The organism is Bacillus sp. FSL W8-0223 (assembly GCF_038006805.1).
Classification (GTDB): Bacteria; Bacillota; Bacilli; order Bacillales; family DSM-4216; genus Bacillus_O; species Bacillus_O smithii.
The window spans coordinates 177,772-191,297 of the sequence record NZ_JBBOVX010000001.1 but is presented as its reverse complement, the minus strand read 5'-3'; the positions used below and the strand labels follow the sequence as shown (position 1 = coordinate 191,297).

General features: G+C 39.7%; 9 protein-coding genes. 1 reads left to right on the top strand and 8 read right to left on the bottom strand.

Annotated features, from left to right (window positions below; translation table 11 throughout):
- Nucleotides 1-280: 280 nt before the first annotated feature.
- The 4 genes from NST81_RS01015 to helD all read right to left on the bottom strand — a co-directional run bounded on the left by NST81_RS01015 (nt 281) and on the right by helD (nt 6,214).
- Nucleotides 281-823 (bottom strand): GNAT family N-acetyltransferase, encoded by a 543-nt coding sequence (locus tag NST81_RS01015; protein WP_048622404.1) that lies wholly within the window; start codon nt 821-823, stop codon nt 281-283.
- 326 nt (nt 824-1,149) lie between these two features.
- The gene (locus NST81_RS01010) at nt 1,150-2,352 is read right to left on the bottom strand and encodes a macrolide family glycosyltransferase (protein WP_341027753.1); all 1,203 of its coding nucleotides are present in this window, start codon (nt 2,350-2,352) and stop codon (nt 1,150-1,152) included.
- 465 nt (nt 2,353-2,817) lie between these two features.
- Entirely contained in the window at nt 2,818-3,207 is a 390-nt protein-coding gene (locus NST81_RS01005) for a VOC family protein (protein ID WP_341027751.1), read from the bottom strand.
- Between the two features lie 664 nt (nt 3,208-3,871).
- Nucleotides 3,872-6,214: an RNA polymerase recycling motor HelD gene (gene helD, locus NST81_RS01000; protein WP_341027748.1), complete on the bottom strand. Its 2,343-nt coding sequence runs from the start codon at nt 6,212-6,214 to the stop codon at nt 3,872-3,874.
- A 475-nt stretch (nt 6,215-6,689) separates the two neighbouring features.
- Here helD and NST81_RS00995 point away from each other — a divergent pair, with 475 nt between their 5' ends.
- Nucleotides 6,690-7,418 (top strand): ISL3 family transposase, encoded by a 729-nt coding sequence (locus NST81_RS00995; protein WP_341030460.1) that lies wholly within the window; start codon nt 6,690-6,692, stop codon nt 7,416-7,418.
- 266 nt (nt 7,419-7,684) lie between these two features.
- Here the strand turns inward: NST81_RS00995 and NST81_RS00990 are convergent, their stop codons facing one another.
- From NST81_RS00990 to glmM, 4 genes are all read right to left on the bottom strand, one after another.
- Nucleotides 7,685-8,107 (bottom strand): hypothetical protein, encoded by a 423-nt coding sequence (locus tag NST81_RS00990; protein ID WP_061778550.1) that lies wholly within the window; start codon nt 8,105-8,107, stop codon nt 7,685-7,687.
- Between the two features lie 426 nt (nt 8,108-8,533).
- Nucleotides 8,534-9,001, bottom strand: coding sequence for a hypothetical protein (locus NST81_RS00985; protein WP_341027742.1), 468 nt, complete (start codon nt 8,999-9,001; stop codon nt 8,534-8,536).
- Nucleotides 9,002-9,898: 897 nt separating this feature from the next.
- A complete protein-coding gene (gene glmS, locus NST81_RS00980; protein WP_048622397.1) occupies nt 9,899-11,701 on the bottom strand; it encodes a glutamine--fructose-6-phosphate transaminase (isomerizing) in 1,803 nt (600 codons plus the stop codon).
- Between the two features lie 477 nt (nt 11,702-12,178).
- Entirely contained in the window at nt 12,179-13,525 is a 1,347-nt protein-coding gene (gene glmM / locus NST81_RS00975) for a phosphoglucosamine mutase (protein WP_048622396.1), read from the bottom strand.
- Nucleotide 13,526 lies beyond the last annotated feature (1 nt).

The following is a 13,526-nucleotide window of genomic DNA, read 5'->3' as shown; positions in this document are numbered from 1 at the left end:
TTCTTATTAATCCTATTAATTTAATAAGAATTGTTTTCATAAAATTAACATATTTTTGTTTACACTGTCAACGTATTTTTTCATAAAATGTTATGCTGCCTTAGTGAAACTTTAAATGAAAGTATGATCAAAAACACTTCGCAAGCCTCCATTTAACGATAAAATAATTAGAAGCCTTTTGAAAGATTTTTTCTTATGACGCGCTTTTTAATGGAATAAAATAGGAATTCTGTTTGCTGATCGAGTTAAAGGCATTTTAAATATTATCATCCTCTAGCTGCTATTCATTAAACCTTCCCATTAAAATGGTATTATAGTAGTTGCCATCTGATAAAACTCTGTCTTTTTTTAAAATCCCCTCTACTTCAAATCCATATTTTTTATAGAGTTTTATAGCTTTTTCATTGGTTTCGAGTACACTTAAGTTTATTTTTTTAATGCCATTTGAGTCAGCCCAATGAATCGATTCTTTTAGAAGATTTTTTCCTATTCCATATCCCCAATATTCTTTTAATACACAAACGCCAAATTCGGCTTTATGAGAAAATCTTTTTAATTTGTTTCTTTCACATCTGGAAAAACCTACTATCCTCTTATCAACTTCCGCAACTAAAAATAAGTTGCTACTTTCTGCATCATCTTTTATTAATTGATTAAAACCTAATTCGTCTATGTACGCCTCGCCCTTTTCTCTATCTAGATTTTCCGTTTCACCATCTATCTGCAATCTTATTTCAGACAATATTTTGGCATCCTTTTCTATTGCAGGCCTTATAATATAACGTAAATCATTCATCAAAAATTCTTTTGGATTAACTTTCATTGCAGTTCCCACCTTTACTGCATCACCCTGCAAAATATGGATCGAGTGACTATAAAACGCGCTTTTCTTTCGAACAAATCCGAAAATTAAAAACAACCTCTCGCGGATATATTACCTGAGAGGTTCAACCTTATTATAAAAAATAAGGCATGCTTTGAAAATGGAGCGAGTAACTTCTTTATGAAAAAGTTTATTCATTTTAATAAGTTCTTATGAACTAAAGCATCTGTTAATTTTATTATAAATTTCACAATCCAGCTTTTAAAAGAAGTTGCTGTACCACTAAGAAAAAGTCAACAATAATGGCAGCCGTGAAATTTCTTTATTTAGATACCATACTGACTTTTAAATTCGAAAATCTCATCAACAGCTTGGTGATACCCACCCGATTTTTGAAAGGATTCCCTAATATTTGCAACAGCTTGATGAAAAGATGGGTGGTTTAACACATGATCTGCAGCTTCACGTAGTTGATTTGCAGTCAAGCTTTGCATTTGTAATTTAATACCGGCTCCGATATTGGCAACTTGCCCGGCAATGATCGGCTGATCCGCGCTTTGTGGAATTACAATGAGCGGAACCCCATAATAGAGACCTTCATTGGTACTGTTCATTCCACCATGTGTAATAAATAATTTACTGTATTTCAGCACCTCAGTTTGCGGAACATAATTTTTTACAATGAAGTTTTTAGGAATCTCCCCCAAATCAGATATTTGATTTTGTTTCCCAATAGACATGACAACAGTATGATCAGTGTTCCCAAATGCCTTAAAACAAAGCTTATAGAAATCCATTGCTTGGTTAAAGACCGTACCCAGTGATATGTAAATCGGGCTTTTCCCCTTTATTGCAGTAAGATCGAAGTTTTCTTCCATTGATCGTGAAGAGATGGATGGACCTACAAATTTGTAAGTTTGGTCGAATGTTTCTCCAAAAGGTTGAAACTCCCTAGTTGTATAAACGATGGTAAGTGGGGCAGGATTACAAAAAACTTCGTAAGGAGAATGGATCTCCACATCATATTTTTCCTTCACCATATCCGTCAGGCGTTGAAATTCACCGTATAAAGGATTAACTATTTCTGCAGGAATTTCTTTAGAAAGCTGTTCCAGCATTTTATCGAATGATGCTTTGGTCTGCGCAAAAGAAGTACAAGAATTGATTGCGGGAAGCTTAAGAATTTGGGCAAGTAAACGTCCACAACCAAACATGGAATCGTGGATGATGTAATCAAAATGCTCCCCTTTGATCTGTTCAAGAACGCTAGGTATGACAATATCTGCCGTATGTAAAAGACCGTTGATTCTTTCAAGTAAATAATTTCTTCCACCTGAAAGAAAGGCTTTTATAAATTTTTGACCGTCAAATGTTCGTACAGTAGCTCCCGTCTTCTCAATACGCTCTCTAAACGCTTCAATCGTAAAGTACACGACCTCTTCCCCGCGCGAAATATGCTCTTGCACAACTCCAATAGTCGGATTGATATGTCCTTCTGACCCACCATTAATAAATAAAACACGTGCCATCTCTACCACTCCTTAGGTAAATTGTGTAAGAACAAGGGACACTGCTCTCTATACCATTGCTCAACTCAAATAATGGAATTAAATTTATCATAGTACAATACTTGAAAATCTCAAACTTTTAATCACCCTTGTAAATCTATTGATATCGCATCAAATGTCATTTAAAATAGTGCCATTTTCAATAAACCGCGAGGATGTAAGAGGTTTTGTGTAACTGAAACTTACCATTAATAAGATGACCATTGATGCAAAGCGAAAAGGCCACATTGATTCAGGAATTAGCGAAAAATTGTAAAACAGTTGAAGATGGTATTCCATTTACACCATATTATTGATACTCCCAATGTGAATGACACTGGCCCCTTTTCAAGCAAAAAATACCAAAGGCCGGCTGAAATTGGATTCAGCAAAACCTTTGGATCAGGAACGTTAATGTTTATCCTAGTCATGTGGATTTTGTTTCTTTTATTTGATTTTCTTTTTTTCCATGATGGCAAAGTAATTTCCTTCATTATCCACAAAATTAAAAACTCTGCCGCCGGGCATGCTTACAATTTCTCCAACTGTGATGCCTTTATCCGAAAAATCTTTATATAATTGATCGAGATTTTCTGAGTAAAACAGGAGCGAAGGTGAATGAAGATTTACTTCCGGATGCATCTTAGCAATTAATTCCTTATTGTGGAGAACAATACTCGTTTCAGCTTCCTTTGTTGGAGCAATTTCGATCGATCTCAGTCCTTGGCCATTATTTTCTTCAGAAACTACGCAAAACCCAATTTTTTCTGTCCAAAATTTCAATGCCTCATCTTGATTATTGACATACAGCATAATCTGACCGACTTGATGAATCATTTGCTTCTCTCCGTTCCTGCCAGTTCAATTCATATTCATATGTTTTTCTATTGTGTATTCCAATATACTTTCCATTTCAATCATATAACTGCTTAATATTGTACCAAATGCAAGTGCCGCACAAAAAAATTTTCCTTCTAACCTTCTCCCTAATTTTAACAATACATGTGGAAAACTGAGTCTAGTCTTTCACCCTTTTTGATTAAAAATGGATTTTTCTCTTACAGATTTGAATTTATTTTTTATAAAAATGGTGGATTAAGATAATCCAAAATAAATAATAAAAAACACCCCCTCTTGGCATAAGAAGATCTCAAGTGGTGCTTTGAAATAAAGTTTAATCAAAAATATCTCACAAACCTGTATTTATAATAAATAAAGAAGAATCCATTTTAAAAAAGATTAATCAAATGGATTCTTATCTAGCTGTTCTAAGATTTGGCTTGTCCTTCAATGCGCCCTTTTTCGTTACCGGATCGGACATTACAGAATTCCCTGGTGGACCTAGAAAAAAGATATTCTCTTTTCGTTTAAGAAGTGATCGTTGATATACCGAATGGCATGGACATGGAAAAGATCTTTGATGATATTAGATAAAAGTGGACTGGCCCCACATGGGAGGTCCAGTCCAGGTTTGAAATGACCAGCCCTGACCAGTCTCGCGTTAACCCTGGATCAGAAGTAAACTTTCCGGCGCAACATTGCTCAAAAAGGGGCTCGGTTCGCCTACACTATAAAGCTCCAAATGATGCATAGCCCGTGTACAGGCGGTGTAGAACAATCTGCGCAGGCTCTCATCACCGTATACTTGCGCCGATGCGTCATAAATGATGACGGCGTCGAATTCAATGCCCTTGGCCAAATACGCCGGTATGACGACAACGCCTTGTTCATATTCGGCATAGCCGCTCTTCACGAGCTTCACTTCTTCAACACTCTTCAGTGCTTCGTATGCGGTGGTGCTTTCCGCAGCAGATTTGCATATAATTGCGATCGTATTATACCCTCGATTCCGCAAATCCTTGATTTTGGAAACAATGCAACGGTGCAGTTCTGCATGATCAGAAACTCTCGTCAGCACAGGCTTATCACCGTCGCGCTCAAAAGCGACAATCCGTTCGCCGCCGGGCACGAGTCCGCGCGTAAATTCGACGATCTGTCTTGTGGATCTGTAGCTGCGATTCAAGGTGATCACATCCGTTTCATCCGTTCCGTATAAGTCGGTCAGTGTTTGAAAATCGCCCGTTTCGCTGGCATGGGCGAAGATCGCCTGGTTAAAGTCGCCGAGCACGGTCATCCTTGCCGAGGGAAACAAACATTTCAAATACTCGAATTGAAACGAAGAATAATCTTGTGCTTCGTCTACAAGCACGTGTTTGATCGAGATGTTCGTCTGAAAGCCTTGAATCAGATCTTTCAAGAATAAAAACGGAGTTGCATCTTCATAAAACAGTTTGCCTTCGTCTAGCATTTTCACCGTCAATCGGCAAATATCCTCCCACTCCCCAGGGGTTTCCCCCTCCAACCACAGTTTGATCTGCGTCGGATCGGTGAAAAGCTGCTTGTATATCCCTTTAAAGTCGATGAAACGAAGCGCCCGGATCCGTTTGCGCAACGGCTTCAATTTTTTGCGGACGATCAATTCGCCAATCGCTTCGGTCTCAATCTCATAATTGTCTAACGATTCTCCTTTAAAGCGACGTTTTTTCCGTAAATGAGTGTAAGCTTTATGGTAATCCTCGTTGCTAAGCAGCTCGATTTCTTCTTGTACCCATGGCTTGGTCCGTTCAATTTTCTCCGCTTCATCGATTTGCTTGTTTAGCCATTCCGTCAGCTTTTCAAGTCTGTTGTGAAAGCGGAACGAGGTGTCGCTGCTGTAAAACCTTTCCGCAATTTGTTTGGCGGTGACGATCGGTTTTCCTCTAAATAGAATATCTTTGAATAGCATGCCGGAGGACGCCAGCGACTTCCAGTATCCTTTAATCGCCTCGAAAAAACGAGTTGATGCCTTGAATCGGATGTTCGCCATCCTGGTCCGGTATGAAGGGTCATTTGCTGCAGTCAACACATATTCCAGTTGCTCGTATGGACCCTCGACTTGAAATGCTTTGCTCAGCCGATGGTCCAAGTATTCCTGAAATGTGACCTGTTGCATATTCTCTTCGCCGAGTTCGGGCAACACATTGGACACGTAGCTATTAAACATCGAATTCGGTGAAAATAAAATGATTTGATCGGCCTTCAGCCTGTCCCGGTACTTGTAGAGCAAGTAAGCGATCCGCTGAAGGGCGGCAGATGTCTTGCCGCTGCCAGCGGGGCCTTGCACAATGAGCATCCTCCCGCGATCATGCCGGATAATCCGGTTTTGTTCCATTTGAATAGTAGCCACGATATTGTGCATATGTTTGTCCGTGACTCTGCCAAGCACCTGCTGTAAAATCTCGTCTCCAATGGTGAGACTGGTATCGAACATCGATTGGATAACGCCGTTGCGGATGATATATTGCCATTTTTTCTCCAGCGTGCCGCGAATTACGCCTCCAGGTGTAGCATATTCGGCCGGACCGGGTGCGTAATCGTAGTAGACACTCGAGACCGGCGCCCGCCAGTCGTAGATAAGGATGTTCTCTCCGCTTGTATCCGTGAGCGTGGAAATACCGATATAGATTCGTTCGGCGACGGAATCCCCTTCTTCAGTGAAATCGATCCGTCCGAAGTAAGGCACCTCCTGCATGCGGCGCAGCGTGGCCAACCTCTTGAAGGATTGTCTGTGGGTGCTTTGGCTGACAGACAGGTTCTGAGCCTGTTGTCTCAAGGCGATGATCGTCTCAAGGTAATCGTCGAAAGTATCTGTATTCACCTTGACGTCATCCCAAAAATGTTTGCGCGTATCAATCACTTCTTTCCTGCGCCTAAGGGTTTCATCTTCCAGCATGCCGATTTGCTCTGCAATGATCTCCATTATGCTGTCCAATCGTTCTTGCTCCCGCCGAAGTTCTGTATTCAATATCAATCACTCCTTTAAAAAAATGAAAAATGGGGATTGACTAAAGAAAAAATATGATATATAATTATAATGGGATATTATAATTATAAAAAATAAATAAAATGTGTTTCTAACTTAATTTATCATAATTTCTCAATTTTATCAATGTATTTAACACTACCGCCTCTATGATGTAACAGAACTGACTAAAAAAAGGATATCCATATGTACAATTCAGTGAAAGTAAAGTTGGACGAATCATATTTATTGAGAAATCCGTCAGAGAACATATCAAGCATAATACCATTATCACTTAATAACAGAGCCTAATAAAAGGGAAGCTAACGCAAATAAGTTGGATAGCTTCCCTTTTTATTTTTGGTTCTATACTAAATTTTGGGGTTAAGGATTTTACAGGCAAAATAAAAGCACTTACGAAGATCTCCCTTTAAAATGATAGTCGGCGAATACATCAAAAAGGAGATTTCGTAAATGCATTCTCATTTTTCTCACAAAACTGCTTGGGTTAGAAGATGTTGAAATCACTCATGTAGAGGATCAAATCACTCACTTTGAAATCCATATTCAAACGCCTGTAAAAGTTCAAAAATGCCCCTGCTGTCAGAAGGAAACTTCCTCTGTCCATGATGATCGAATTCAAAAGATTCGTGATGTAAAAGTCTTTGAAAAATATTGTTTTCTCATTTTGAGAAAGCGCCGATACAAATGTAAGTCCTGTGGAAAACGGTTCTACGAACCCTATTCTTTTCTAGAACGTTACCAGCGCCACACGAAACGACTCCTCCAAGCACTTTTGGTTAAAGTGAGGGAGTATAACTTTAAGCAGGTTGCCAAGGAAACAGGACTTGGGCATTCCACCGTCATTCGGCTCTTTGACAAGTACTATTCCTATGACAATAAGACCCTCCCGAAAGTTCTGGCCATTGATGAATTGAAAGGGACTTCTGAAACGGGCAAGTACCAATGTATCATTGGCGATCCTGTAAACCGAAGGGTTTACGATATCATTCCTAACAGGAATCTATCCACCCTAAAGGAATACTTCCGTACACTTCCAAGGGAGAAAATACAGATGGTGGTCATGGATATGTGGCAGCCCTACAAGACGCTCGCTTTGAAAAGTTTTGATAAACCGATTCTGGTGGTCGATCGATTCCATTATGTTCGGCATAATGTATGGGCATTGGAACGGGTGATGAAATGAAACAGCTGAACTGGGAATATAATTAAAATCGTTCGTTTTTTCTATTTAATTAGCTGAAATAATAAGGGCTGCTTTTAGCTTTGTATATAACATTATAATTAGCAGAAAAGACCGACTCATTAAAAAGACGGTCTTTTTATTCAAAATATTAATCTTCCACTAACGCACCCGTTATTTTAAGTGTAATTCTTCACAATCCGTGTAGTAAATCAAACAAGCAAAAGGCGATACCCTTATTCAAACATCGCCCTCAAAAATTATAGTTTTTAAAAACATGTAAACGAAATAATTCTCCTTGTATCAATACCAAATATCATCCAGGACCAACCATTCCATCTGAAACCAGCAACAGATCTTGGACCTACGAAAACGGGATAAAACCAAAACCCTTCACCATTGTTGAGCCATATAAAAGTATTACGAAACAGGCACAACCTAATTGCTCCTGGATCAACAGCAAATGGTGAAGCACTTGCCTGTTGAGGAATAAATGGTGGAGGAGGAGCAGTTGGAGCTTGTGGAATTTGTGATCCGGGTAGACCTGGCAAACCTGATGGTCCCGGAAACCCAGGTCCTGGTAAACCCGGTAAACCTGATGATCCCGGAAACGAGGGCACTGGTAAACTTGGAAATTGACGCTCCAATTGCTGATCATAATTTATATAGGAGTATACTGTCTGATTATACATTTTAAAGTTCACCACCTTATCTTAAATAACTCTCAAAAGTAATAGTATGTTGTACTGTTCTTTTATGAAGCTTATTCGCAGTCTAAAATACTGCCCATTGGCTTCCGAAAAATATACAATAAGAGGCACCGCCACATGCCCATCTAGCTAACAACAAAGTAATAACTTTAAGTTGTCCTCCTAACTAATAACTCAATATTGGTGGTATTCTTAAACTACAGACAAAATTTTTATTCAGAGTGCTGTGATGAATGAGAGGAAAAAAGCCCGGCTTTCCTATAAAAAACTTATTGAAGATAAGCCCCCGGTAGTGGATCATAAAAAAAGGTTGATACATCAACCATTTTTTCTATGAAAGCACCCAATGACGGAAAAAAGAAAATTAGTATAAAGATAATCCTACATAAATCTAAACAATATGGAATTTCAGACAAGTCGATAATATTGTCCAGTGCTTTGATTAAGCAAATCGGATGTTAAAAAGACTCCAATAGGTGGTAGAGCTCCGTTTTTAATTGGAGGTCCAGTCAGTTCTCTATTCGTGGTGGCAATCCAAGAGCCGCTCTCTCCTGCCTGAGGAGAAGGAGCTTTCATAACAAAACGTCCACTTAAGATTAAATGACGAATTCTAATTGCCGCACTATCAAATATTTGTAATTGACCAGAAAACGTTGCATAAGGTGTTTCAAAACTTAGTTGTTTGGTATTTTCATCCCAGGTTCCATGGATAGGGACAGGCGTACCTCGAAAATTGGCGGTACCGATTACGGTTCTCCCTGAGACCGAGTGAATGTTCAGTCCCCCCCTAACAACCGGTCTTCCCGCAATTTCAGTGCTTAATCCCCAGCTTGATTGTGACGGTAAACTCAGTGAAATGTTTTGAGCACTTTGCACATTAATCCCTCCTTTTGTGGTGTATAGGAAATTATATGCAGTTGACGATTATTTGGGTTTGACAACAATTTGGTGATTCATTAGTACTTACCGACAACAAATTAAATAAACCTAAATCGATAGTCCGGAATGTTTATGTTTTTAGAATTTATGCAGGCACAAATTTTTACAAGCAGAGAACACACCATTCGGAACTATGTCCTGAATGTGTATAAATGCAATTTAAATGTAAATTTCCTTTGAATACTTTATACAAAATGTTGAATAAGATTGGATTGAAATTTATGATGGTAAACCGAAAAATGGATTTGTAAAAGAAAGAAAAACTGGAAAATGAATTGGTGGTGAAGGTGGAAGTGGTGGTCAAATTTCAGAAAGTAAATTTAATAGATGATGGAAAAAAAGGGGAGGCATAAAAATGAAATTTACCGACCCCAAACATATATATCCCCCTAATAACTTCTCGTATTAACGCTATCCTTTCTAACAAATTATCTACTTACTCATCTTGACAGCGAATTAAAAAACTTTTCTATATTCGATTTAGATCTTTCTCCTAAAAAATATAGCCTCTTTCGTTAAAACGTTAGAGGCATGACATTACTAAAATCGTTACCCGCTTTTTCCTCATTGGTATAAAGAATTTGCACTGAATTTAACTATGTTCCTCATTAGGAAAAAGGTCAAGGAATTCAGGTCTTTCTTTTCCTCCTTCTCCTCTTTCCAATTAATCCTCTTTATGCCTTGCTATACTTGTTTTCAGGTGCTTATTCGGGCTTTTCCTTGCTCTTTTTCGGACATAAAAAACCGAAGGTAGAATACCTTCGGTTTCGAAACGTTATTTTATTTCAGGTTCCAATTTTTCTAGACACTAGGTCACAACGAACAAAACTTATTTTATTCCACCGTTACGCTTTTTGCCAGGTTGCGCGGTTTATCGACATCGCAGTCGCGATGCAGAGCTGCGTAGTAAGCAATAAGCTGTAACGGAACAACAGAGATAAGAGGTGTTAACAAGTCGTGAATTTGCGGAATGACGAAACGGTCTGATTCCATTTCCAGTCCTTTCATGGAAATCACGCAAGGGTTAGCGCCGCGAGCAACGACTTCCTTGACATTTCCGCGTATACTTAAGTTCACGTTTTCTTGTGTAGCCAGTGCGATAACAGGCGTTCCTTCCTCAATTAAGGCAATCGTACCGTGCTTCAGTTCACCGCCGGCAAAACCTTCTGCTTGGATATAAGAAATTTCTTTTAACTTTAAGGCACCTTCCAAGCAGACAAAATAGTCGATAGAACGGCCGATAAAGAAACAATTGCGTGTAGTTGCCAAATATTCCCGAGCGATTCGTTCCATTTCATCTTTGGCATCGCAAAGAATTTCCATTGCGTTGGCTGCGATTCCTAGTTCTTTCACTAGATCAAAATCAACTGCAATATTGCGTGCTTTCGCTGTTACGTTCGCCAAGATAGCAAGTACAGCAATTTGTGCTGTGTACGCTTTTGTCGATGCTACGGCGATTTCCGGACCGGCATGGAGAAGCAATGTATAATCAGCTTCCCGTGACAATGTCGAACCCGGTACGTTGGTAATCGTCAACGCCGGATAGCCCAATTTTTTCGTTTCAACTAAAACGGCACGGCTGTCTGCTGTTTCACCGCTTTGGGAAATGAAAATAAACATCGGTTTTTCAGATAAAAGCGGCATATTGTAGCTAAATTCGCTGGCAACATGAACTTCCACAGGAATTTTTGCCATTTTTTCAATCAATTGTTTTCCAACAAGACCAGCATGGTAGCTCGTACCGGCCGCTATAATATAGAGACGGTCCGATTGATTCAAGGCTTCTACGATTTTAGGATCAATTTCTAATTCCCCGTTTTCGTTTTGGTAAGCTTGAATCAATTTGCGGATAACTAGCGGCTGTTCGTCAATTTCTTTCAACATATAATGAGGGTAAGTACCTTTTTCAATGTCGCTTGCATCAAGTTCAGCTGTAAATGGAGCGCGTTCGATTACTTCTCCATCAAGATTTTTGATCACTGCACGATCTTTTGTTACAATGACCATTTCTTGGTCCATCAATTCTTTAAATTGATTCGTTACTTGAAGCATTGCCATCGCATCAGAAGCGACTACATTAAAGGATTCGCCGATGCCGACAAGAAGCGGGCTTTTATTTTTCGCTACAAAAATCGTATCCGCATTTTGTTCATCCAACACTGCAATTGCATAGGAACCTTTAATTTGTTTCAATGTTTTTCTAATGGCTTCTTCGACTTCCATTCCTTCGTTGACGAACAGTTCAATTAATTGAACAACGACTTCCGTATCCGTATCGCTTTGCAAAGGAACATCTTGCAAATATTGTTGTTTCAATTCTTCATAATTTTCGATTACACCGTTATGAACGATCGTAAAACGGCCTGAAGCACTTTGATGTGGATGGGCGTTCCTTTTGCTTGGCACTCCGTGTGTAGCCCAGCGAGTATGCCCAATTCCGATATTCGCTTTCACACTATTATCCACACTGTTGCGCAGATCGGCAATACGGCCTTTTTCTTTGAACACATGAACGCCTTCGCCATTATTCACAGCAATTCCAGCAGAATCATAGCCTCTATATTCAAGTTTTTCTAGACCTTTTAACAAAATTTCTTTCGCATCTTGATTACCAATATAACCAACAATTCCGCACATGGTGTTCTTCCTCCCTTTAGACAAGGGGGCAAGAAATCGCGGGGGCGTTTCTGCCCCCTTATCTCCGTTTTCAATTTTATCAACATTCGTCAGTACATCCGACTGCTATCTTGAAATCGCATTTCCCTTCCTTTGTCCACCAGGTCGCCCTGATGTTTTAAGAAGAGAATTCACGGCTGTGCGTTCAACCGGGAGGCATCCGCCGAAAACTCGATAAACCTCCTCCTCGTCAACTAAGCCTGTTTTCTCCGCTCTGGGCTTAGTTCGGGCGCTATTATTATCAAATCAACGTGCTAAACCTTGATCCCCCTTTCCTTTTTGGAAACTTATTCAAAACACGTTAATCATACACTATTTTTTTGGATTTCGTCAACTAAAAACATCAAAGATTACGAAGAAATACACATTCTTTATAAAAAATATGCATAAGGAATCAAAATGTTTCCTTATGCATATCATATATCTATATATTATAAATTAATCTAACCCCATTTCTTCTTTTACCACATTGACGATCTTTTCAACATAGCGATTACATTCTTCTTCTGTAGGAGCTTCCGCCATCACTCTGACAAGAGGTTCCGTTCCCGACGGCCGGACAAGGATACGGCCATTTCCTTTCATTTCTTCTTCCGCTTCTTGAATCGCTTTTTTCACCTTTTCATTTTCCAACGCTTTATGTTTATCGGTAACACGGACGTTTACAAGTTTTTGAGGAAATTTTTTCATTTCTGCAGCTAACTCGGATAACGGTTTTTTGGTTAATTTCATAATGTTCACCAGCTGCAGCCCGGTCAAAAGGCCATCCCCCGTTGTATTATAATCAAGGAAAATGATATGTCCCGACTGTTCGCCCCCTAGGTTGTAGTTGTTTTTCTTCATTTCTTCCACAACGTAGCGGTCGCCGACAGCCGTCTGTACACTCTTGATTCCTAACTCTTCCAGTCCTTTATGGAACCCAAGGTTGCTCATAACGGTTGACACAACGGTCGACTGCTTTAAACGGCCTTCTTGTTGTAAATACTTTGCACAGATGTACATGATTTGATCGCCATCGACGATTTGGCCGTTCTCATCCACTGCAATAAGACGATCGCCGTCACCGTCAAAGGCCAAACCTACATCCGCGCCTTTTTCTTTTACGAATTGCGCCAGCGCTTCCGGATGAGTAGACCCTACTCCGTCATTGATATTTAATCCGTTTGGAGACGCACCCATTGTCGACAGATCAGCTTCAAGATCCGCAAACAAATGAGTGGCCAGCGAGGAGGTTGCGCCGTGAGCACAATCCAACGCAATATGTATTCCTTCAAAATCTTCATCCACAGTCTGTTTTAAATACTGAATATATTTTTGCACGCCTTCAAAATAATCCGTTACTTGTCCAAGTTCTTTTCCAATCGGGCGAGGAAGATTGTCTTCATTCGTATCTAAAAGCTTTTCAATTTCCAATTCCTCGTCATCGGAAAGTTTAAAACCGTCCGGACCAAAAAATTTGATGCCATTATCAGCCACTGGATTATGAGAAGCAGAAATCATAACGCCCGCTTGAGCTCCCATTACTTTTGTCAAGAAAGCAACACCCGGAGTGGAGATAACACCTAAACGCATCACTTCCGCTCCAATCGATAACAGACCTGCTACGAGCGCTCCTTCCAGCATGTGGCCGGAAATACGGGTGTCTCGCCCAATTAATACTTTAGGTCGTTTCGCGTTTTTCGTGAGCACATAGCCGCCAAAACGCCCTAATTTGAAAGCTAACTCAGGCGTCAACTCCGAATTAGCCACCCCTCTAACTCCATCCGTACCGAAGTATTTTCCCATT